This is a genomic window from Streptomyces sp. NPDC051315, assembly GCF_044455165.1.
In the GTDB taxonomy this organism is placed as follows: domain Bacteria; phylum Actinomycetota; class Actinomycetes; order Streptomycetales; family Streptomycetaceae; genus Streptomyces.
Genome location: NZ_JBITEN010000002.1, coordinates 601422 through 622283 on the forward strand (window position 1 = coordinate 601422; position 20862 = coordinate 622283).

A 20862-nucleotide genomic window follows, 5' to 3' on the forward strand; every position below is an offset into this window, starting at 1 on the left:
CCCCACCGGACACTCCTGTTCACCCCACCCGTTTCAGGAGGCCTCATGCAGCGCCCCACGCGTCGCATCGCCGCGGCCCTCTCGGCCGTTGCCGCATCGCTCCTTCTGTCACTCTCCCTCTCCGCTCCCCCGGCCCACGCGGCGACGCACGACCCGGTCGTCTTCGTCCACGGCATCAGCAGTTCGTCGAGCAGCTGGACCGACTGGGTCGCGAACTTCCGGGCGGACGGCTACACCGCCGCCGAGCTGGACGCGTGGTCGTACAGCTGGTCCCAGTCGAACGCCACCACCGCCCGGCAGCTGGCCACCGAGATCCAGAACGTGCTCGCGCGCACCGGGGCGAGCAAGGTGGACCTCGTGGTGCACTCCATGGGCGCGCTCAGCTCCCGCTACTACCTCAAGAACCTGGGCGGGACGGCGTACGTGGACGACTTCGTCTCGGTCGCCGGCACCAACCACGGCACGTCCGTCGCCTCGCTGTGCGGGTGGCTGTACCCCTCGTGCACCGAGATGCAGACGGGCAGCGCGTTCCTCACCGCGCTCAACTCCGGTGACGAGACACCGGGCGGCGTCACGTACGCGAGCTACTGGTCGAACTGCGACGAGGCGATCAACCCGGACTCCTCGGCGCTGCTGAGCGGGGCCACGAACGTGGGTGTCGGCTGCGTATCGCACACCGACATGAACAACGACCCCGGGATCTACGAACAGGTGCGCGACTTCGTCCGGTGAGGACCGAGGGGGGTGCGGCGGGCCCGCGCGGGGGAGAATCCCGGTAGGCCCGTCCTGCCCGGGAGGTCGCCATGCCACGGGGTCGTGTCCTTCGCCTCAGCCCGACCGGCGCCGGCCAGGTGCGCGGTGATCCCGTCCACCACCCGCTGTTCGCCCGTTGCTACGCCCGGCTCAGTGTGGCCGCGGAGACCCGTGCCGGGGTGGCCGGCCTGCGCGTCCGGCTGCTCGCCGGGCTCTCCGGCCGGGTCGTCGAGCTCGGCGCGGGCAACGGGCTGAACTTCACGCACTACCCGGGGACGGTCTCGGAGGTGGTCGCGATCGAGCCGGAGCGGGTGATGCGCAGGCTGGCGCGGCAGTCGGCCCTGCGAGCCGAGGTGCCCGTCGACGTCGTCCCGGGCGCGGCGGAGGCGCTGCCGGTCAAGAGCGAGGCCTTCGACGCGGCGGTGTGCTCGCTGGTGCTGTGCAGTGTGCGCGACGTGCCGCGGGCCCTCGCCGAGCTGCGGCGGGTGCTGCGGCCCGGCGGCGAGCTGCGGTTCCTGGAGCACGGGGTGGGGGGCGGTCCGGCGATGGCCTTCACCCAGCGGGCGCTGGACCGGACGGTGTGGCCGCGCCTCGCCGGCGGCTGCCATCTGTCCCGCGACCCGGTCGCGGCGCTGCGCGAGGCCGGGTTCCGGCTCGGCCCCTACCGGCGGCTGGTGCTGCCGGAGAAGGGGCCGCGGCTGCCGGTGTCGTACTGCGTGCTGGGGACGGCCTGGCGGCCGGCCGACGACGAGACCTGAGCCTCGCACCGGCCCCTGGTCCGCGCCACGGGTCTCACAGGCTCCACTGGCGCAGTTCCTCCGCGATGTCGTGGACCGACGCCTCGCCGCTCTTGACCAGCCGGGCCAGGTCGCGGACCTGCTCCGGTGAGGTGACGACCTTCGCCCCGCTGGCCACGAGGTAGGCGTACGCGACGGAGCAGGCGAAGAGGGCGTTCGAGCGCTCCAGCGCGGGGACGTGCAGGAGGAGCTGGAGCAGTGACGCCGCCCGGGCGTGCGGGCTGTCGTAGACAGGGACGTCGAAGATCTCGGCCTGATGGCGCGCCACGGCGGCCACCAGGGCCCCCCAGTCGGTGACCTGGGGGTCTCCCGGCGTCTTCTGTTCGGCGAGCATCAGGAGCCAGGCGAGGTCGATACTGAGGTTGTTCAAGGGTTCAGCGGCGACCTTCGCGCGTGGGGCGTGTGCCCTCGCGGGCCGGGCCGAACTCCTCGGCGAAGACGGTCTCGTACTGCTTCATGAAGTCGGCGGCGGCCTCCACGAAGGTGTGGCCCGCCTCCCCCGTGTCCTGTCTGACCAGCTCTTCGATGTAGCGGTTGACGCTCATGCCGCGCGCGGTGGCGCGCTCGCGGGCGGCGCGGGCCGTGCCCTCGTCGACGCGCACGTTCAGCTGGGTCTTCGCCATACCTCGACGCTAGCGCCGAGGCGCTAGCACCGGCAAGGGCGGTCCCGTGCCGAAAAGTATTACCGGGTGTGTGCCCGGTCACATTACCCTCGGCCGGACAGGCACGTCCGGCACGCCCCCGCGAGCGAGGAGACACCGTGTCCACACCTGCTCCGCAGCACGCCCCCGGCCTGGCCCCCGCCGACGACGTGGCGGCCCGCGCCCGCGGGCTGACCAAGGCGTACGGCTCGGGCGAGACCACCGTGCTCGCCCTGGACTCGGTGGACGTGGACATCCTGCGCGGACGCTTCACCGCGGTCATGGGGCCCTCGGGGTCCGGGAAGTCCACGCTGATGCACTGCCTGGCAGGGCTCGACACCGTCTCGGCCGGACAGGTGTGGCTCGGCGACACCGAGATCACGGGGCTGAAGGACCGGGAGCTGACCCGGCTGCGCCGCGACCGGATCGGGTTCATGTTCCAGTCGTTCAACCTGATCCCGACGCTGAACGCGGCCGAGAACATCAGCCTGCCGATGGACATCGCGGGCCAGAAGCCCGACCGGGAGTGGCTGGACCGGGTGATCGACACGCTCGGGCTGCGGGACCGCCTCAGGCACCGGCCGTCGCAACTCTCCGGCGGCCAGCAGCAGCGTGTGGCCTGCGCCCGGGCGCTCGCCTCGCGCCCGGAGCTGATCTTCGCGGACGAACCGACCGGCAACCTGGACTCGCGGGCCGGCCTGGAGGTCCTCGGTTTCCTGCGCGAGGCCGTGGACGGCCTGGGCCAGACCGTGGTCATGGTCACCCACGACCCGGGCGCCGCCGCCCACTCCGACCTGGTGCTCTTCCTCGCGGACGGGCGGATCGTGGACGAGATGGAACAGCCGACGGCGGAGTCGGTGCTGAACCGCATGAAGCGCTTCGACGTGATCCGCGCCCAGGTCGGCGACGCCGCGGAGGGGGGCTGAGCCGGTGCTGAGGGCGACGCTGCGGAGCTTCCTCGCCCACAAGGGCCGGCTGCTGCTGTCGGCCCTGGCGGTGGTGCTCTCGGTGGCGTTCGTCGCGGGCAGTCTGATCTTCTCCGACACGGTGACGCGCACCTTCGACCGCCTCTTCGCGTCCACGTCGGCCGACGTGACGGTCGAACCGAAGGAGGACCTGGACGCCTACGTGCCCACCGGCGCGGTCAGCACCGTACCGGCCGCCCTCGCCGAGCGGGTGGCCCGCGTCGACGGGGCCGCCTCGGCCCACGCCGACGTGGGCGTCGAGAACATCACCGTCGTGAACAGCGAGAACGAGTCCGTCGGCCCGACCACCGGCGCGCCCACCATCGCCGCCGACTGGCATGTCACCGACCGCAGCCCGGTGGAGCTGACCTCGGGCCGCGCCCCGCGCGGCGCCGGTGAGGCCCTGCTCGACGCCGACACCGCCGACAAGAAGGACGTGGAGATCGGCGACGCCCTGACGGTGATGGCCCAGCCGGGCTCCTTCGAGGTCGAGATCGTCGGCATCGCCACCTTCAGGACCACCAACCCCGGCGCGGCACTGGTCTTCCTCGACCCGCAGGTCGCCGCCACGCGGCTGCTGGGCTCGGCGGACCGGGCCACGAGCATCTCCGTCGACGCGGCGGAGGGGGTGACCGACGCCGAACTCAAGCGCCGCGTCGCCGACGTGATCGGCTCCGCGCCCTACGACGTGAGGACGGCCGACGAGCAGGCGAAGTCGGCGGCGGAGAGCCTGGGCGGGTTCCTCGACGTGATCAAGTACGTCATGCTGGGCTTCGCCGGGATCGCCGTGCTGGTGGGCGTGTTCCTGATCGTCAACACCTTCTCGATGCTGATCGCCCAGCGCACCCGTGAGCTGGGCCTGTTGCGTGCCCTCGGCGCGGACCGCCGCCAGGTACGGCGCTCGGTGCTCACCGAGGCGGTGCTGCTGGGCCTGGTCGGCTCCACGCTGGGTCTCGCCGCCGGCATCGCTCTGGCGGCCGGGCTGATCCGGCTGATGAGCGCGTTCGGCATGAACCTGAAGACCACGGAGATGGCCGTCGGCTGGACCACTCCGGTGGCGGCGTACGTCGTCGGCGTCGGCGTGACCTTCGTGGCCGCCTACCTTCCGGCCCGCCGCGCGGCGACCGTGTCGCCCATGGCGGCCCTCGCGGACGCGGACGTCGCCGGGGTGGGACGGCCGCTGAAGGTGCGGGCGGCGGTGGGAGCCGTCGTCGGCGCCCTCGGGGCGGCCGCGCTCGCCGGCTGCGTGAGCGCGTCGGAGACGGCGTCCGCGGCCTCCCTGCTGGGGGTCGGTGTCGTCCTCACGCTCGTCGCCACCGTCGTCGCGGGACCGCTGCTGGTGCGTCCGGTGATCCGGGTGCTCGGCGCGGCCTTCCCGGCGCTGTTCGGCTCGGTCGGCCGGATGAGCCAGCGCAACGCCCTGCGCAACCCGCGCCGCACCGGCGCCACCGCCGCCGCGCTCATGGTGGGCATCGCCCTGGTGGGCGGCATGTCGGTGGCGAGCGCCTCGATGTCGGAGTCCTTCGACCAGCAGATCGACAAGACCCTCGGCGCCGACTTCGTCATCCAGAACACCAACTTCACCCCGTTCTCCCAGGAGGTCACCGACCGGGTCCGCGCCACCGACGGCGTGGGGGTCGTCGTACGGCAGCGGTTCGCGCCGGTCGCCGTACGGCTGCCGGACGGCGAGCGGGTCGAGACGACGGCCGGCGGGTACGACGACCAGGTCGACGCGGTCGCCCACGTGACGTACGCGCAGGGCGACACGGCGGCCGCGCTGGCCGACGGCGCGCTCGGCATGGACGTGGACTTCGCGCGGGACCACGGCGTGCGGATCGGCAGCGCTCTCCCGGTGGGGTTCCCCGGTGGCCGGACCGTCCCGCTGAGGGTGGGCGCGCTCACCGACCAGGACGCCGCCGAGGGGCCGGGCATGCGGGGCGGCCTGTTCCTCGGCCTCGCGACGGTCGAGGAGTACGTGCCCGGCGGGCAGGACTCCGTGCTGTACGTCAACGCCGGGCCCGGGACGAACGCCGACGACCTGCGGCCCCGGCTGGAGCGGGCGCTCGAGCCGTATCCGCAGGTGCAGGTGCGCGACCAGGCCGACTACAAGGAGCTGGTGCACGACCAGATCGCCGTGCTGCTGTACCTGGTGTACGCGCTGCTGGGGCTCGCGATCGTCATCGCGGTGCTCGGCGTGGTCAACACCCTCGCCCTGTCGGTGGTGGAGCGGACCCGGGAGATCGGGCTGCTGCGGGCGATCGGGCTGGCGCGCCGGCAGTTGCGCCGGATGATCCGGCTCGAGTCGGTGGTGATCGCGGTGTTCGGCGCGGTCCTGGGGCTCGTGCTGGGCCTGGTGTGGGGCGTGTGCACGCAGCAGGTGCTGGCCCTGCAGGGCATGAAGGCGCTGGCGATCCCGTGGGGCACGATCGTCGCGGTCGTCGTCGGCTCGGCGGTGGTCGGTGTCGTGGCGGCCCTCCTCCCGGCGTTGCGCGCCTCCCGCATGAACGTGCTGGCGGCCATCGCGCACGAGTGACGGCATCGCGGCGTCGCGCGGCCGTCGGCGCAGAGCCCGGCCGGGCCGACGCCGACCACGGCCGACGAGCGCGACGGGCGGGTGGCGTGCTGCCGGGGAGCCCGCGCGGGAGCGCGACGTCGCGCCGGTGCCGGCGGAGCGGAAGGGCCGGTAGCCGTGCCCGGGGGGGCGCCCGGCTGGGGCGCGCCCGGGGTGGGGCGGTCCAGGCTGTGGCGTGCCCAGGTGTGGCGCGTCGGTCCGGATGCTGGAATCACCCGTCCGCGCCCGCCGCCCGTGGTGTGATCACCCGCATGTCTGATCTGCGGATACGGGCCGCGACGCCCGACGACCTCGACACCGTGCTGGCCTTCTGGAAGACCTCCGCCGAGGGCACGAGCATCAGCGACGACCGGGACGGCGTGGAGCGGCTGATCACCCGCGACCCCGAGGCGCTGATCCTGGCCATGGAGGTCCCCCCGCTCCAGCACGGCCGAGAGCCGGGAGGGGAGGGGGAGCTGGTCGGCACGGTGATCGCGGGCTTCGACGGGTGGCGCTGCCATCTGTACCGGCTGGCCGTGCATCCGGGGCGCCGCCGCCAGGGGATCGGTTCGGCGCTGCTGACCGCGGCGGAGGAGCGGTTCGTCCGGCTGGGCGGGCGGCGCGGGGACGCGATGGTGCTGACACGCAACGAGACGGCCCACCATGCGTGGCGCGCGGCGGGGTACACGCCGGAAGAGCACTGGCGGCGCTGGGTGAAGCCGCTCACCGGCTGAGCCCCGCCGACCACGCCATCCGTTTTGCCGACCCTTTACTCTTGGAGGACCGTGCGGACAGTACGGTCCTCCTACCGGTTCATGAAAGGTGTGAGCGTCCGCCCATGGGCGAGCCTCCCAGTACCCCACATCGCGCGATCCTCCCCGCCCTGTCCGACGATGGGACGGAGGTGACACGATGACGGAAGTCCTCCTGCTGCTGGTGGCGATCCTGCTGTCGCTCGCGTGCGGCGCCTTCGTCGCGGCCGAGTTCTCGCTGACGACCGTGGAGCGCAGGGAGCTGGAGCGGGCCGCGGAGCGCGGCGAGACGGGTGCGGCCGGCGCCCTCAAGGCCGTCCGCAACCTCACCTTCCAGCTCTCCGGCGCCCAGCTCGGCATCACCGTCACCAACCTGGTGGTGGGCATGCTCGCCGAGCCCTCGATCGCCAAGCTGATCTCCGGCCCGCTGGAGTCGATCGGTCTGTCGGAGACCGCGGCGAGCTCGGTCGCGCTGGTGCTGGGCACCGCCCTGTCGACCGTGTTCCTGATGGTGGTCGGCGAGCTGGTGCCGAAGAACTGGGCGATCTCCGCCCCGCTGGCCGTGGCCAAGCGGGTGGGCAACGCGCAGCGCTGGTTCAGCGCCGCCTTCCGTCCCTTCATCACCCACCTGAACAACACCGCGAACCGTGTCGTGCGCCGGTTCGGCCTGGAGCCCGCCGAGGAGCTGGCCTCCGCCCGCAGCCCCCAGGAACTGGCGGCGCTGGCCCGGCACTCCGCCAAGCAGGGCGCACTGGAGGCGGACACCGCCGAGCTGTTCGTGCGCACGCTGAACCTGGCCGACCTGACCGCGGAGAACGTGATGACCCCGCGGGTCCAGGTCATCGCCCTGGAGGCCCAGGCGACCTGCGAGGACGTGGCGAACGCGACCCGGGCGACCGGCCTCTCCCGCTTCCCCGTCTACCAGGGCGGCCTGGACACGGTGGTCGGCACCGCCCACATCAAGGACGTCCTGGCGGTCCCGGCACAGCGCCGCACGCGCGTGTCCGTCGCCGAGATCATGCGCGAGCCGCTGCTGGTGCCCGAGTCCCTGACCGTGGACCGCCTCCTGGACCGGCTGTCCGGGAAGCGGACGATGGCCGTGGTCATCGACGAGTACGGCGGCACGGCGGGCGTGGCGACCCTGGAGGACATCGTCGAGGAGGTCGTCGGCGAGGTCCGCGACGAGCACGACCCGCACGAGACACCCGACCTCGCCCCGGCCGGCACGGGCGACGACGGCCGCGTCCTGTACTCGGCCGACGGTGCCGCCCGCACCGACCAGCTCGCGCGGGTGGGCCTGCACACCCCGGAGGGTCCGTACGAGACGCTCGCCGGCCTCGTCGCCACCGAACTGGGCCGCATCCCGGCCGTCGGTGACAGCGTCGAAGTGGCCGGCTGGCGCATGGACGTGGTCGACGCGTCCGGCCGCAGGGCCGCCCGGGTGCTGCTGCACGCCCCGCTGACCACCCCGTCGGAACAGGAGGTCGGCCGGTGACCGCCGTCCAGTTGCTGATCGGCCTGGCGACCCTGGTCGTCAACGCCTTCTTCGTCGGAGCGGAGTTCGCGCTGATCTCCGTACGCCGCTCCCAGATCGAGCCGTACGCCGAGCGGGGCGACCGGCGCGCCAAGAGCGTGCTGTGGGGCCTGGAGCACGTGTCCGCGCTGATGGCGGCCGCGCAGCTCGGCATCACGCTGTGCACCCTGGTCCTCGGTGTGGTGGCGGAACCGGCGATCGCCCATCTGCTGGAGCCGGTGTTCCACGCGATCGGCGTGCCCGAGGGCGCGGGTCACGCGGTCTCCTTCGTGATCGCGCTGACCCTGGCGACCTATCTGCACATGCTGCTGGGTGAGATGGTGCCGAAGAACGTGGCACTCGCCGAGCCGGTGCGCAGCGCGCTGCTGCTCGGACCGCCGCTGGTCACGCTCTCCCGGGCGCTGCGCCCGGTGATCTTCGCCATCAACGCCTTCGCGAACGGTCTGCTGAAGCTGCTGCGGATCCAGACGAAGAACGAGGTCACGGCCACCTTCTCGGACGCGGAGCTGGCGCAGATCGTCAAGGACGCCGGGGAGGCGGGTCTCCTCGACGACCGGGCCCAGGAGCGGCTGCACGACGCGCTGGAGCTGGGCCGCCGCCCGGTGCGGGACGTCGTGCTGCCGCTGGAGCGTGTCGTCTACGCGCGCGTGGGCGTGACGCCGGACGAGCTGGAGCGGCTCGCGGGCGAGTCCGGGTTCTCCCGTTTCCCCGTGGTCGACGAGGGGCGCCGGATCGTGGGCTACCTGCATGTGAAGGACGCGCTGGACGCCTCCCCGCGGGACGTGCCGTTCCGGCTGCGGGACCTGCGGCCCATCGCGCGCGTGCGGGAGACGACGCCCCTGGACGACGTCCTCACGGCCATGCGCGGCAGCCGTACGCACCTGGCGGCCGTGCTCGGCGCCGACGGGCGGCTCGCGGGGCTGGTGACCATGGAGGACGTGCTGCGGGAGCTGTTCGGCCAGCGGGCCTGACCGCGGGCGGGGGTGTGGAGGTCGACCGACCGGCGGGTATGTGAACGGGTTACCATCGCTGACGCCATGCAGACGAACACCACACCCCCGTACTCCAGCCTGGTCGCGGTCGGCGACTCCTTCACCGAGGGCATGTCGGACCTGCTGCCCGACGGCACCTACCGGGGCTGGGCGGACCTCCTGGCGGGCCGGATGGCCGCCCACACGCCCGGCTTCCGGTACGCCAACCTCGCGGTGCGGGGCAAACTCATCGGCCAGATCGTCGAGGAGCAGGTGCCGGTGGCGGCCGCCATGGGCGCCGATGTGATCACCCTGGTCGGCGGCCTCAACGACACGCTGCGCCCCAAGTGCGACATGGGCCGCGTGCGGGGTCTGCTCACCGAGGCGGTGGAGCGGCTCGCCCCGTCCTGCAAGCAGCTGGTGCTGATGCGCAGCCCCGGCCGCCAGGGCCCGGTCCTGGAGCGGTTCCGGCCGCGCATGGAGGAGCTGTTCGCCTGCGTCGACGACCTCGCCGCCCGGCACGGCGCGCTGGTCGTCGACCTGTACGGCGCGCCTTCCCTCGGCGACCCGCGGCTGTGGGACGTGGACCGGCTGCACCTGACGGCCGAGGGGCACCGCCGGGTCGCCGAGGCGGTCTGGCAGGGCCTGGGGTACGACCCCGAGGACACCGAGTGGCACACACCGATGCCGGCGACCCTGCCGCCCGGCTGGCTGGCCCGGCGCGTGGCGGACGCCCGGTTCGCCCGGCAGCACCTGCTGCCGTGGATCGCACGCCGGCTGACCGGCCGCTCGTCCGGCGACGGTCTGCCCCCGAAGCGGCCCGAGCTGCTGCCGTACCAGCTGCCCGCGGAGTAGGCGCGCGACGGCCACGCGGGATGCACCGGGTGGAGCGGCCGCGCCGGTGCCGCGGCCCGCGGGGTGAGACCCTGGCCTGCCGCTTCGCGCCGCCGCCGGGCCGGCGCGGACGCCCCGGCCGGGGTCGCCGAAACCGGGTGGTGACACAGGTCTCGTAGGTTCCGCCGAACAGCCCCGTGGCGCTGGCCTGCACGAAGCGCCAGTAGAATCCGTACACGTGACTTCCGCTCCCGCCAAGCCCCGCATCCCGAACGTCCTCGCCGGACGCTACGCCTCCGCCGAGCTCGCCACGCTCTGGTCGCCCGAGCAGAAGGTGAAGCTGGAGCGTCAGCTCTGGCTCGCCGTGCTGCGCGCGCAGAAGGACCTCGGGATCGAGGTGCCGGACACGGCGATCGCCGACTACGAGCGCGTCCTCGACCAGGTCGACCTGGCCTCGATCGCCGAGCGCGAGAAGGTCACGCGGCACGACGTGAAGGCGCGGATCGAGGAGTTCAACGACCTCGCCGGGCACGAGCACGTGCACAAGGGCATGACCTCCCGCGACCTCACGGAGAATGTCGAGCAGCTCCAGATCCGTCTCTCCCTGGAGCTGATGCGCGACCGTACGGTGGCCGTCCTGGCCCGTCTGGGCAAGCTGGCCGGCGAGTACGGCGAACTGGTCATGGCCGGCCGCTCCCACAACGTGGCCGCCCAGGCCACCACCCTCGGCAAGCGTTTCGCGACCGCCGCCGACGAGCTGCTCGTGGCGTACGGCCGGGTCGAGGAGCTGCTCGGCCGCTACCCGCTGCGCGGCATCAAGGGCCCGGTCGGCACCGCACAGGACATGCTCGACCTGCTCGGCGGGGACGCGGCGAAGCTGGCCGGCCTGGAGCAGCGGATCGCCGACCACCTCGGCTTCTCCCAGGCCTTCACCTCGGTCGGCCAGGTCTACCCGCGCTCGCTGGACTACGAGGTCGTCACCGCGCTGGTGCAGCTGGCGGCGGCCCCGTCGTCGCTGGCGAAGACGATCCGGCTGATGGCCGGGCACGAGCTGGTCACCGAGGGCTTCAAGCCGGGCCAGGTCGGCTCCTCGGCGATGCCGCACAAGATGAACACCCGCTCCTGCGAGCGCGTCAACGGCCTCATGGTCATCCTGCGCGGCTACGCGTCGATGACCGGCGAGCTGGCGGGTGACCAGTGGAACGAGGGCGACGTGTCCTGCTCGGTGGTGCGCCGGGTCGCCCTCCCCGACGCGTTCTTCGCGCTGGACGGCCTGCTGGAGACGTTCCTGACCGTGCTCGACGAGTTCGGCGCCTTCCCCGCGGTCGTCTCGCGTGAGCTGGACCGCTACCTGCCGTTCCTCGCCACCACCAAGGTGCTGATGGGAGCGGTGCGCGCGGGCGTGGGCCGCGAGGTCGCGCACGAGGCGATCAAGGAGAACGCGGTGGCCTCCGCCCTCGCGATGCGCGAGCGGGGCGCCGAGCGCAACGAGCTGCTGGACAAGCTCGCCGCCGACGAGCGCATCCCGCTGGACCGGGCGCAGCTCGACGCGCTGATGGCCGACAAGCTCTCCTTCACCGGTGCCGCCGCCGACCAGGTGGCCACCGTCGTCGGCCGGATCGAGGAGATCGTGAAGCAGCGCCCGGAGGCCGCCGGCTACGCCCCGGGAGCGATCCTCTGACCCGCTTCACCCAGGCGGAACTGGAGGCCGCCCGCGACCGTCTCGTCCCGGACGTGGTCGCGGGCGGCCTGCGCGTGCTGTTCTGCGGTATCAACCCGGGATTGATGACGGCGGCGACCGGCCACCACTTCGCCCGCCCCGGCAACCGCTTCTGGCCGGTGCTGCACCTGTCCGGTTTCACGCCGAGGCTGATGAAGCCGGCGGAGCAGCAGGAGCTGTTGGCGTACGGGCTCGGCATCACGAACGTGGTCGCGCGGGCGACCGCCCGGGCCGACGAGCTGACGGCGGAGGAGTACCGCGAGGGCGGGCGCCTGCTGGCCGAGAAGGTGCTCCGGCTGGAGCCGCGCTGGCTGGCGGTGGTGGGTGTCACCGCCTATCGGGTCGCGTTCGACGACCGCACCGCGCGGGTGGGTCCGCAGGAGCGGGTCATCGGGGACACCCGGGTGTGGGTGCTGCCGAATCCCAGTGGGCTGAACGCCCATTGGACGGCGGCGACGATGGCGGAGGAGTTCGCGCGGCTGCGGGCCGCGGCGCAGACGCCTCCGCCCGCTACGGAGGATCCGTTTCGGTGACGACGGCGAGGAGCTGGAACGGCAGTTCCTTGTCCCACTGGGAGACTCCGAGCGCCATCCAGCGCGCGGTGTCCGGTGACCGCCACAGGTGGACGTCGGGCACGTGGGCGCTGAGGGAGGCCCAGGGCTCGGGTATGTCCTCGCCGTCCATGCAGCGCTCCAGCGTGCTCGCCAGGCTGATGCGGTGCGGTGGGCCCCAGCGGTCGGTCAGCCGCTCCGTCAGCCCGTCCCGCTCGGCCTCGTACTGCTCCTCCGTCGCCTCCCGCTCCGTCCCGTCGTCGTCCCAGAAGTCGCGGCTGGTCCGTAACTCGGCGACGAGATAACCGGGTCCTCCGGTGCCCACGTCCGTCCTGCCGTGCTCCGCGGGGAAGTCCCGGGTGCACAGCAGGTCGATGGTGGCGAGACAGCGCGCGATGTCCATGGGATCCAGTAAAGCGGCCGCCACTGACAATCAGTGAGGCTGCGGCCACGGGCAATCAGTGAGGCCGCCACGGCAGTCAGTTGGCGGGGCGTCAGCGTACCCGCCGGTCAGGCGTCCCTGCGCCGCACCCGCCAGGCCCCCGCCGCGAGCGCCGCCGCGGTCCACAGGGCGGTCACCGCGAGGCCGGTCCACGGCCCCAGGGCGCCGTCCCACCGTCCGTGGAGCACGACCTGACCGGCCCTGTCGGGCAGGAAGTCGGCGAGGCTGCCGGACAGGTCGCCGATCACGAAGGACACGATCAGCAGGAACGGGACGAGGAGGCCGACCGCGGCCACTGCGCTGCGCAGGACGGCCGTCACGCCGGCGGCGAGCAGGGCCATCAGCGTGAGGTGGATCCCGCAGCCGACGGCGGCCCGTACGCCGTCGGCCGTGGTGAATCCGCCGGCCTTCTCCCCGAGCGCCGCGCCGCCCACCGCCAGGGTCACGAAGCCCGTGGTCAGGCCGGTGGCCAGGACGGGCAGCGCGATCGCCGTCACCTTGGCGGCGAACCAGCGGCCCCGGCGCGGCACCGCGGCCAGGGACACGCGCAGCGCGCCGCCCTGGAACTCGGCCGCCACGGCCGTCGTCCCGAACGCGATCGCCGCGATCTGGCCGAAGGTGACGCCGAAGAAGACGGAGAACAGCGGGTCGGCGTCGCCGCCTTCCGGGTCGGCGGCGGCGAGCGCGGAGAAGCCGACGGTGGCGAGCAGGATCGCGGCGAGGCCGCCGACCTGCGACCGCAGCGTACGGATCTTGATCCACTCGGCGTGGAGAGCGGGCTGGAACGCCATGGTCAGGCCTCCTGCGGCTGGGCCGTGAACTCGGTCTCCGCGGCGGTCAGATCGAGGTAGGCCTGCTCCAGCGTGCCCTCCTCGGCGGTCAGTTCGAGCAGCGGGACACCGGCCTCGGACGCGAGGCGGCCGATGTCGTCCACGCGCGCGTGGTCCACGGTCCAGTGCCCGTCCTCGTGTGCGACGGCGGTGTGGCCGTGGCGGGCGAGGGCCGTCGAGAGCGCGGTGGGATCGGTGGTGCGGATCCGGACGCGGGGCCGTACGCGCGCGTCGATGAAGTCCCGCATCGGGGTGTCGGCCAGCAGGCGGCCCCGGCCGAGGACGACGAGGTGGTCGGCGAAGGAGGCGGTCTCGTTCATGAGGTGGCTGGAGACCAGCACCGTGCGTCCCTGGGCGGCGAGCCGGCGCAGCAACGCGCGGATCCAGACGATGCCTTCGGGGTCCAGGCCGTTGGACGGCTCGTCGAGCAGCACCACCCCGGGGTCGCCGAGCAGCGCCGCCGCGATGCCCAGCCGCTGGCGCATGCCCAGGGAGTACGCCTTCACCCGGCGGCGCGCGGCGGGGGCCAGCCCGGTCTCCTCCAGCACGTCGTCGACCCGGCGCAGGGACAGGCGGTTGCTCACGGCGAGGGCGCGCAGATGGTCGCGGCCGGTGCGCGAGCCGTGCGGGGCCTGCGCGTCGAGCAGGGCGCCGACGTGGCGCAGCGGGTCGGACAGCGTGGCGTAGGGACGGCCACCGATCGTGGCGGTTCCCGACGTCGGCCGGTCGAGGCCGAGGACGAGGCGCATGGTGGTCGACTTGCCGGCGCCGTTCGGGCCGAGGAAGCCGGTGACGCGGCCGGGGAGAACGCGGAAGGTGAGGTGGTCCACGGCCCGCCGGGTGCCGTACTCCTTGGTGAGGTGGTGGATGTCGATGCTGGTCATGGCACCACCCTGGCCGCCGGCCGGGAGGGGGTCCTCCCCCGCCGGAGGGGTCCGTCTCCCCCGGTCGGGGGAGGACCGTTGTCGGTGGCGCCTGCCACGATGTCCGCATGGGCCGCTTCCTGCGCCCGCTGCTGCGGGGGACGACGTACACACGGCTGCTGCACCTGTGGGTGCCGCTGCTGGTCGTGAGCGTCTGGATGTTCATCGACCCGACGCGCCCGTGGGTGCCCCTGCTCGTGGTGCTGCCGGTCGGGCTGATCCCGGCCGTGCGCAGGGGCGAGGGCGTGCAGGCGCAGCTGCTGCTGACGCCCGGCGAGCGGGATCCGGGGTTCTCCCTGGCCCCGGCCACGGCCTGGCGGGACCGGCTGCGTACGGTGCTGTGGCTCGAAGTGCGCATGATCCTGGGCGCGGTGGCCGCGGTCGGCTGCGTCTGGCTGCCGGTCCTCGCGTTCGAGCTGGCCGAGACCGCCCTCGGTCGCGTGGACGACGACATTCCCGGCCTCGCCGAGACGGCACCGCAGGGGTGGTCGGCCCTGCTCGTACCGCTTCCCCTCCTCGCGCTGTATGGACTCGTCGTCGGCCTGGGCGAGTTGGCCACGGCCGTCGCCCGGCGGCTTCTCGGCCCGTCCGCCGCCGAGCGGCTCGCCGCCCTGGAGGAGCGCACCGAGCAGCTCCTGGAGCGCAACCGCATCGCCCGGGAGCTGCACGACTCGATCGGTCACGCGCTGACCGTCGCCGTCGTCCAGGCGGGCGCCGCACGGGCGGCGGGGGATCCCGCGTTCACCGATCGTGCCCTGGACGCGATCGAGGAGACGGGCAGGGCGGCCCTGGAGGACCTGGAGCGGGTCCTCGGCGTCCTGCGCGAGTCGGAGCGGCCGGTCGGCAGTCGGCCGACGCTCACGCACGCCGACCGTCTGCTGGAGTCCGCCCGTGCCTCCGGGGCGAAGGTCGACGCCGAGCTGACCGGGCCCGTGGCCGGCGTGCCCGGTCCGGTCTCCCGCGAGGGCTACCGCATCCTCCAGGAGTCGCTGACCAACGTGCTGCGGCATGCCGGGGCCGTCCCGGTCCGGGTCCGCATCGACGTCGCCGGCGACACCCTCGCCCTCGAGGTCCGCAACCCGCTCACCGCCGACGTACCCGGGCCGGGCCGGGGCAGCGGACTGCGCGGGATACGCGAGCGCGCGGCCCTCCTCGGCGGCCACGCGTACACCGGTCCGCACCAGGGTGACTGGCAGGTGCGGGCGGAGTTGCCGCTGCGCTGATCTACGCTGGCCGGATGCCGGTCACCGTACTCCTCGTCGACGACGAGCCCCTGGTCCGCGCGGGTCTGCGGGCCGTGCTGGAGGCGCAGTCCGACATCGAGGTGGTCGGGGAAGCGGCCGACGGGGCGGCGGTGATCCCCCTGGTGCGGCGGCTGCGGCCCGACGTGGTGGCCATGGACGTACGCATGCCGCTGATGGACGGCATCGAGGCCACCCGCGCGGTGCTGCGGACGGTGCCGGAGCCGCCGAAGATCCTCGTGGTGACGACCTTCGAGAACGACGAGTACGTGTACGAGGCGCTGCGGGCCGGGGCCGACGGGTTCCTGCTGAAGCGGGCCCGGCCGAGCGAGATCGTACACGCGGTGCGGCTGGTCGCCGAGGGCGAGTCGCTGCTGTTCCCGGCCTCGGTGCGGCAGCTCGCCGCCGAGCACGGCGACGGGCGCGGCGACCGGGCGGCCAGGGACGTGCTGAAGCGGGCCCGGCTGACCGAGCGGGAGTCCGAGGTGCTGCGGCTGATGGCCCGCGGGCTGTCCAACGCGGAGATCGCCGCGCGGCTGGTCGTCGGGGCGGAGACGGTCAAGTCGCACGTGAGCGCGGTCCTGGCGAAGCTCGGGGCCCGGGACCGCACACAGGCGGTGATCACGGCGTACGAGTCGGGGTTCGTCGGGACGGGCTGAGCCCGCGCTCCGCGCCCCCCGGTGCGCGGGAGGCACTCGCCGGGGTCCGCCGCGCCGAGTACGATCCGCCCAACACGCGCACGAGCTGGGAGGACGGACGTTGGGGCGGCTGACCGGCGGGGATCCCTCGCTGCTGCGAAGGATCAACTCCGCGGTGGTGCTGCACGCGCTGCGTGCCGCCGACTGCGCGACGCTGACGGAGATCACCCGGGTGACGGGGCTGTCCCGGCCGACGGTCGAGGGGGTCGTCGAGGATCTGATCGGCGCGGGTCTCGTCGTCGAGAAGGCGGCCGAGGAGGGCGCCGCCCGGCGGCAGGGGCGGCCGGCGCGCCGGTTCCGGTTCCGCGCGGAGGCCGGTCATCTGCTGGGTCTGGAGATCGGGGCGCACCGGGTGGCCGCGCTCCTGGCCGACCTGGACGGGCGGGTGCTGGGCGCCCAGGCCAAGGAGGTCGACGAGAAGGTCCCCGCCGACGAGCGGCTGGAGCGGCTGCGCACCGCGGTCGCCGAGCTGCTGCGCCGGGCGGGCGTCCCCCGCAGTTCGCTGCGCGCGGTCGGCGTCGGCACGCCCGGGATCGTGGAGGCCGACGGGACGATACGGCTGGGCACCGCGCTGCCCCAGTGGACGGGACTGCGGCTGGGCGAGCGGCTGAGCCGCTCCTTCAAGTGCCCGGTGCTGGTCGAGAACGACGCCAACGCGGCGGCCGTGGCGGAGCACTGGAAGGGCTCCGCCACCGAGTCCGACGACGTGGTGTTCGTGCTGGCGGGCTTGAGTCCGGGTGCCGGTGCGCTGATCGGGGGGCGGCTGCACCGGGGGTACGGCGGGGCGGCCGGTGAGATCGGCGCGCTGCACCTGCTGGGGCGGGAGGTGACCCCGGAGACGCTGCTGTCCACGACGGACGAGCCGCTGCACCCGCTGGACGAGCAGGCGGTCGCCGCGGTGTTCGCGCGGGCCCGCGAGGGCGACCAGCGGGCCCGGGCGGCCGTGGACCGCTTCATCCAGCGGCTGGTCCACGACGTGGCCGCGCTGGTCCTGGCGCTCGACCCCGAGCTGGTCGTGGTCGGCGGCTGGGCGGCCGGACTGGACGGCGTACTGGAGCCGCTGCGGCGGGAGTTGGCGCGGTACTGTCTGCGGCCGCCGAGGGTGGCCCTGTCGCTGCTGGGCGAGGCGGCCGTGGCGACGGGGGCGCTGCGGCTCGCGCTCGACCATGTGGAGGCGGAGCTCTTCGCGGTGGAGGGGACGGTGACGGGCCGCCCCGCGGCGGGTCGTCCGTGAGACGTGCCGCGCCCCGGAGGAGTTCCGGGGCGCGGCCGGGTGCGCGCCGGTGCGCCCGGTGGCCCGATGGCCCGGTGCAGACCGTTCAGGGGGTCTGCCGTACGGGCCGGAGGAGGGCGCCGGTCGTCGGGACGCCTGCCGTACCAGCGCCAGGGCACCGGTCGTACCAGCGTCAGGACGTCTGCCCTCTCCGCTTCAGGGCGCCTGCCGTTCCGGTCTCAGGACGCGCGCCGTTGCGGGCCGTGGTGGATCTCCACGCCGCCGGACGCGCCGAACGTCAGCCGGCAGGTGTCGGCACGGTAGGTGGCGACGGAGAGCGCCGCGGTACGGCGGCCCTCCGTGAAGAAGCGCGTGGTGACGACGAGGACCGGGGCGCCCGGGAGCCGGTCGAGTTCCTTCGCGTCGTCCGCACGGGCCGAGCCGAGCTCCACGGCACGGTCCTGGCCCTCCAGCCCCAGGCGCTGCAGCTCGCGCAGCACCGCACGCGCGCGTGCCGGCCCTGACGGGGCGTCGATGGCGGTGAGCTCGGGTACCGAGGACTGCGGCACGTAGAGGAGTTCGGCGGCGACGGGCTGGCCGTGGGACACCCGTGAGCGGCGCACGATGTGCACGGGCCGGTCCCGGTCGGCGCACAGGGCGTCGGCGACGCCCGCCGGCGGGGCCGCGACCGTGCAGTCGACGGGTTGCCACGTGTCACCAGCCGCGCCGGGCCAGGCCTGCCGTTCGGTTCCCACGTCGACGCCCACGCGGGGCGGCGCGACCGTGGTGCCGACGCCGCGTCGGCGCTGCAGCCGGCCCTCCAGCTCGAGCTGCTCGAGCGCCTGCCGGAGCGTCGCGCGCGCGACGCCGAAGCGGGCGGCGAGCTCACGCTCGTTCGGCAGGATCTCACCGACCGTGAACTCCGAGTCGAGTGCCTCGCTGAGCACGGTTTTGAGATGCCAGTACTTCGGTTCCGGTACCGGTTCCAGTTGCGTGGTCCCCACCCTGTCCTCCGCAATCGCCGTGGTACGGCGGCTTTTTCGCGCCCTTGTTTATTAAAGGTTGTTGCACTTGTCTGCGACCATAGGGCGGCCCCCATCCTTGGTCAAGACCAATCCTGCATCCCTCCGGAAGCCCGCGGGCGCCCCGCCGAACAGCGTTCACGAGGCGTTCGTACGGGGCCGTCCCTTGACGTGGCGGCAATGCCCCGTCGCCGGGACGGGGCCGGGGCGCCGATGCGCTGTCAGACGGCCAGCCCGCGCAGCTTGTCGGGGTTGCGGATGACGTAGACGGCCTGGATGCGGCCCTCGACGACGTCGATCTGGAACACGGCGTCCGGCTTGTCCCCGGACAGGACCAGCAGGGCGGGGGCCCCATTGATCTCCAGGAAGCGGAAGGAGGGGTCGGGGATGCCCTTGCGGGCCGCGCCGACGAGGAACCGGCCGACGTGGTCGGCGCTCTCCACCACCCGCAGCGGCGCCCTCGCCTTGCCGCCGCTGTCGCCGACGAGACGCGCGTCCGGCGCGAGCAGCGCCATCAGCCCCTCCAGGTCGCCGTCCACGGCGGCGGCGAGGAACCGCTCGGTGAGCTCGCGGCGCTGGACGGGGTCCACCTCGTAGCGGGGCCGCCGCTCCTCCACGTGCCGGCGGGCCCGGCCGGCCAGTTGGCGCACCGCGGATTCGGTCCGGTCGAGGACGGCGCCGATCTCGGCGTACGGGTAGCCGAAGGCCTCCCGCAGCACGAACACCGCGCGTTCCAGCGGGGACAGCGACTCCAGGACGACGAGGACGGCGAGGGAGACGGAGTCGGCGAGCACGGCCCGCTCGGCGGTGTCCTGGACGGTGTCGCCGAAGTCGGTGACGTACGGCTCGGGCAGCCAGGGACCGATGTACGCCTCGTTGCGGGCCTTGACGCGGCCGAGGCGGTCGAGCGCGAGGCGCGTGGTGACGCGGACCAGGTAGGCGCGCGGTTCGCGCACGTCGGTCCGGTCGGCGGCCGACCAGCGCAGCCAGGCGTCCTGGACCACGTCCTCCGCGTCGGCGACCCGGCCGAGCATGCGGTAGGCGACGCCCAGGAGGAGGGGGCGGTGCTCTTCGAAGACGTCGGTCACGGTGTCTGCGGTCACGGTGTCCATCCCATCCGAGGCGTCTGCCGGTGTCCAGACGGCGCGCGACCGGGGGCTACCCGTGGGTAGCAATTGCTGACAAGCTGTCTACGCGGATCCGCCGGCCCACCGGTGCTCCACTCCGTCAGCCCTGCGGATCCTCACCCCACCAGTCCCTCACCGCGTCACTCCTTCACTTCGTCAGTCCTTCAGCCCGTCCCGCCGAGGAGCCTCATGTCCGCCACCGTCTCCTTCACGGTCCCCTCTCCCCGTGGCCCGCAGCCCGTCACCGTCTCCTACGCGCGCGTGGGGCGCGGCGAGCCGCTGCTCCTGCTGCACGGCATCGGGCACCACCGGCAGGCCTGGGACCCCGTGGTGGACATCCTCGCCACCGAGCGGGACGTGATCGCCGTGGACCTGCCCGGGTTCGGCGCGTCCCCGGCCCTGCCCGACGGGCTCGCCTACGACCTGCCCACCACGACCTCGGTGTTCGGCGCCCTCTGCGAGGCTCTGGAGCTTGAACGCCCCCACGTCGCGGGCAACTCCCTCGGCGGCCTGCTCGCCCTGGAGCTGGGCCGCGAGAAGCACGTACGGTCGGTCACCGCCCTGTCCCCGGCCGGCTTCTGGTCGGATGCCGAGCGACGGTACGCCTTCAGTGTCCTGCTGACCATGCGACGGATCTCCCAGCGGCTCCCGCTGCCCCTCGTCGAGCGCCTGTCGCGTACGGCGGCCGGGCGCACGGTCCTCACCAGCACCATCTACGCCCGCCCGAGCCGCCGTTCGCCGGAGGCGGTGGTCGCCGAGACGCTCGCGCTGGCGCGGGCCACCGGGTTCGACCAGACCCTGCGGGCCGGTGCGGCCGTGCGGTTCACCGACGACCTGCCCGGCATCCCGGTCACCGTGGCCTGGGGCACCAGGGACTGGCTGCTCGTCCGCCGCCAGGGCGTCCGAGCGAAGCAGATCATCCCCCGGGCCCGCCTGGTACGGCTCCCCGGCTGCGGCCACTGCCCGATGAACGACGACCCGGCCCTCGTCGCCCGCGTCATCCTGGACGGCAGCCGCTGAAGGACCCGGCGGGCTCGGCGCCCGGGGCCGTCGAAACGCCGTAGCCCTCGGCACCGGGCCCGGGCGCCGGCGCGAGGGCGGGACCGACAGGCCCCAGACGCAGGCCCGTCCGCCCCGCAGCACTGCGCACGCCGGCCCCGACACCGGCCCCGGCGGTCGGTGTCGCCGACCGGTCCCGCCGCTCGGCTCCAGGTCGCACGGACGCGTCGGCCCTGCCGGGGGCCGGTCGCGGGGCCGGGGCGCCGAGTGGTCCGCGCACGGGCCGGCCCCGGCGGGT

Annotated in this window: 21 protein-coding genes; 14 read left to right on the plus strand and 7 right to left on the minus strand. The window is 73.7% G+C overall.

Annotated features, from left to right (window positions below):
* Positions 1–45: 45 nt before the first annotated feature.
* Complete coding sequence (locus ACIBBD_RS05725; RefSeq protein WP_399418012.1) at positions 46–732, plus strand: esterase/lipase family protein; 687 nt, start codon at positions 46–48, stop codon at positions 730–732.
* A gap of 71 nt (positions 733–803) precedes the next feature.
* Entirely contained in the window at positions 804–1511 is a 708-nt protein-coding gene (locus tag ACIBBD_RS05730) for a class I SAM-dependent methyltransferase (protein WP_399418013.1), read from the plus strand.
* A 34-nt stretch (positions 1512–1545) separates the two neighbouring features.
* On the opposite strand, the gene ACIBBD_RS05735 is transcribed toward ACIBBD_RS05730, so the two are convergent.
* The gene (locus tag ACIBBD_RS05735) at positions 1546–1920 is read right to left on the minus strand and encodes a fic family toxin-antitoxin system, toxin component (RefSeq protein ID WP_399418014.1); all 375 of its coding nucleotides are present in this window, start codon (positions 1918–1920) and stop codon (positions 1546–1548) included.
* 4 nt (positions 1921–1924) lie between these two features.
* Positions 1925–2173, minus strand: a complete 249-nt coding sequence (locus ACIBBD_RS05740) for a toxin-antitoxin system HicB family antitoxin (RefSeq protein ID WP_399418015.1) — start codon at positions 2171–2173, stop codon at positions 1925–1927.
* 137 nt (positions 2174–2310) lie between these two features.
* Here ACIBBD_RS05740 and ACIBBD_RS05745 point away from each other — a divergent pair, with 137 nt between their 5' ends.
* From ACIBBD_RS05745 to mug, 8 genes are all read left to right on the plus strand, one after another.
* The gene (locus tag ACIBBD_RS05745; RefSeq protein ID WP_399418016.1) at positions 2311–3117 is read left to right on the plus strand and encodes an ABC transporter ATP-binding protein; all 807 of its coding nucleotides are present in this window, start codon (positions 2311–2313) and stop codon (positions 3115–3117) included.
* Positions 3118–3121: 4 nt separating this feature from the next.
* Positions 3122–5689, plus strand: coding sequence for an FtsX-like permease family protein (locus ACIBBD_RS05750; protein ID WP_399418017.1), 2568 nt, complete (start codon positions 3122–3124; stop codon positions 5687–5689).
* A 290-nt stretch (positions 5690–5979) separates the two neighbouring features.
* Positions 5980–6441, plus strand: a complete 462-nt coding sequence (locus tag ACIBBD_RS05755) for a GNAT family N-acetyltransferase (RefSeq protein WP_399418018.1) — start codon at positions 5980–5982, stop codon at positions 6439–6441.
* Positions 6442–6619: 178 nt separating this feature from the next.
* Positions 6620–7954 carry a hemolysin family protein gene (locus ACIBBD_RS05760; protein WP_399418019.1) on the plus strand — a complete coding sequence of 445 codons (1335 nt, stop codon included), beginning with the start codon at positions 6620–6622 and terminating at the stop codon, positions 7952–7954.
* Positions 7951–8964 (plus strand): hemolysin family protein, encoded by a 1014-nt coding sequence (locus tag ACIBBD_RS05765; RefSeq protein ID WP_399418020.1) that lies wholly within the window; start codon positions 7951–7953, stop codon positions 8962–8964. Before ACIBBD_RS05760 ends, ACIBBD_RS05765 begins: the two co-directional genes overlap by 4 nt.
* Before the next feature lie 66 nt (positions 8965–9030).
* Positions 9031–9819 (plus strand): SGNH/GDSL hydrolase family protein, encoded by a 789-nt coding sequence (locus tag ACIBBD_RS05770; RefSeq protein WP_399418021.1) that lies wholly within the window; start codon positions 9031–9033, stop codon positions 9817–9819.
* 217 nt (positions 9820–10036) lie between these two features.
* A complete protein-coding gene (gene purB, locus ACIBBD_RS05775; RefSeq protein ID WP_399418022.1) occupies positions 10037–11479 on the plus strand; it encodes an adenylosuccinate lyase in 1443 nt (480 codons plus the stop codon).
* Entirely contained in the window at positions 11476–12051 is a 576-nt protein-coding gene (gene mug, locus ACIBBD_RS05780; RefSeq protein WP_399418144.1) for a G/U mismatch-specific DNA glycosylase, read from the plus strand. Before purB ends, mug begins: the two co-directional genes overlap by 4 nt.
* On the opposite strand, the gene ACIBBD_RS05785 is transcribed toward mug, so the two are convergent.
* From ACIBBD_RS05785 to ACIBBD_RS05795, 3 genes are all read right to left on the minus strand, one after another.
* Complete coding sequence (locus ACIBBD_RS05785) at positions 12029–12472, minus strand: hypothetical protein (RefSeq protein WP_399418023.1); 444 nt, start codon at positions 12470–12472, stop codon at positions 12029–12031. The genes mug and ACIBBD_RS05785 overlap by 23 nt on opposite strands.
* Positions 12473–12579: 107 nt before the next feature.
* A complete protein-coding gene (locus tag ACIBBD_RS05790; RefSeq protein ID WP_399418024.1) occupies positions 12580–13302 on the minus strand; it encodes an ABC transporter permease in 723 nt (240 codons plus the stop codon).
* Between the two features lie 2 nt (positions 13303–13304).
* On the minus strand, positions 13305–14225 hold the full coding sequence (locus ACIBBD_RS05795; protein ID WP_399418025.1) for an ATP-binding cassette domain-containing protein: 921 nt from the start codon (positions 14223–14225) through the stop codon (positions 13305–13307).
* A gap of 107 nt (positions 14226–14332) precedes the next feature.
* Here ACIBBD_RS05795 and ACIBBD_RS05800 point away from each other — a divergent pair, with 107 nt between their 5' ends.
* From ACIBBD_RS05800 to ACIBBD_RS05810, 3 genes are all read left to right on the plus strand, one after another.
* Complete coding sequence (locus tag ACIBBD_RS05800; protein WP_399418026.1) at positions 14333–15487, plus strand: sensor histidine kinase; 1155 nt, start codon at positions 14333–14335, stop codon at positions 15485–15487.
* 14 nt (positions 15488–15501) lie between these two features.
* Positions 15502–16164, plus strand: coding sequence for a response regulator (locus tag ACIBBD_RS05805; protein WP_399418027.1), 663 nt, complete (start codon positions 15502–15504; stop codon positions 16162–16164).
* Between the two features lie 100 nt (positions 16165–16264).
* Positions 16265–17437: an ROK family transcriptional regulator gene (locus ACIBBD_RS05810; protein ID WP_399418028.1), complete on the plus strand. Its 1173-nt coding sequence runs from the start codon at positions 16265–16267 to the stop codon at positions 17435–17437.
* A 218-nt stretch (positions 17438–17655) separates the two neighbouring features.
* Here the strand turns inward: ACIBBD_RS05810 and ACIBBD_RS05815 are convergent, their stop codons facing one another.
* Positions 17656–18420 carry a GntR family transcriptional regulator gene (locus ACIBBD_RS05815; protein ID WP_399418029.1) on the minus strand — a complete coding sequence of 255 codons (765 nt, stop codon included), beginning with the start codon at positions 18418–18420 and terminating at the stop codon, positions 17656–17658.
* Between the two features lie 239 nt (positions 18421–18659).
* Positions 18660–19541 carry an RNA polymerase sigma-70 factor gene (locus ACIBBD_RS05820; RefSeq protein WP_399418030.1) on the minus strand — a complete coding sequence of 294 codons (882 nt, stop codon included), beginning with the start codon at positions 19539–19541 and terminating at the stop codon, positions 18660–18662.
* A 213-nt stretch (positions 19542–19754) separates the two neighbouring features.
* Between ACIBBD_RS05820 and ACIBBD_RS05825 the strand changes: the two genes are divergently transcribed.
* On the plus strand, positions 19755–20585 hold the full coding sequence (locus ACIBBD_RS05825) for an alpha/beta fold hydrolase (RefSeq protein ID WP_399418031.1): 831 nt from the start codon (positions 19755–19757) through the stop codon (positions 20583–20585).
* Positions 20586–20862: the final 277 nt, after the last annotated feature.

Bases quoted from the DNA above. Each gene is read 5' to 3' on its own strand.
- ACIBBD_RS05725 (WP_399418012.1), top strand. From the start codon at position 46: ATGCAGCGCCCCACGCGTCGCATCGCCGCGGCCCTCTCGGCCGTTGCC.
- ACIBBD_RS05730 (WP_399418013.1), top strand. From the start codon at position 804: ATGCCACGGGGTCGTGTCCTTCGCCTCAGCCCGACCGGCGCCGGCCAG.
- ACIBBD_RS05740 (WP_399418015.1), bottom strand. From the start codon at position 2,173: ATGGCGAAGACCCAGCTGAACGTGCGCGTCGACGAGGGCACGGCCCGC.
- ACIBBD_RS05755 (WP_399418018.1), top strand. From the start codon at position 5,980: ATGTCTGATCTGCGGATACGGGCCGCGACGCCCGACGACCTCGACACC.
- ACIBBD_RS05760 (WP_399418019.1), top strand. From the start codon at position 6,620: ATGACGGAAGTCCTCCTGCTGCTGGTGGCGATCCTGCTGTCGCTCGCG.
- ACIBBD_RS05770 (WP_399418021.1), top strand. From the start codon at position 9,031: ATGCAGACGAACACCACACCCCCGTACTCCAGCCTGGTCGCGGTCGGC.
- ACIBBD_RS05785 (WP_399418023.1), bottom strand. From the start codon at position 12,472: ATGGACATCGCGCGCTGTCTCGCCACCATCGACCTGCTGTGCACCCGG.
- ACIBBD_RS05790 (WP_399418024.1), bottom strand. From the start codon at position 13,302: ATGGCGTTCCAGCCCGCTCTCCACGCCGAGTGGATCAAGATCCGTACG.
- ACIBBD_RS05795 (WP_399418025.1), bottom strand. From the start codon at position 14,225: ATGACCAGCATCGACATCCACCACCTCACCAAGGAGTACGGCACCCGG.
- ACIBBD_RS05800 (WP_399418026.1), top strand. From the start codon at position 14,333: ATGGGCCGCTTCCTGCGCCCGCTGCTGCGGGGGACGACGTACACACGG.
- ACIBBD_RS05805 (WP_399418027.1), top strand. From the start codon at position 15,502: ATGCCGGTCACCGTACTCCTCGTCGACGACGAGCCCCTGGTCCGCGCG.
- ACIBBD_RS05825 (WP_399418031.1), top strand. From the start codon at position 19,755: ATGTCCGCCACCGTCTCCTTCACGGTCCCCTCTCCCCGTGGCCCGCAG.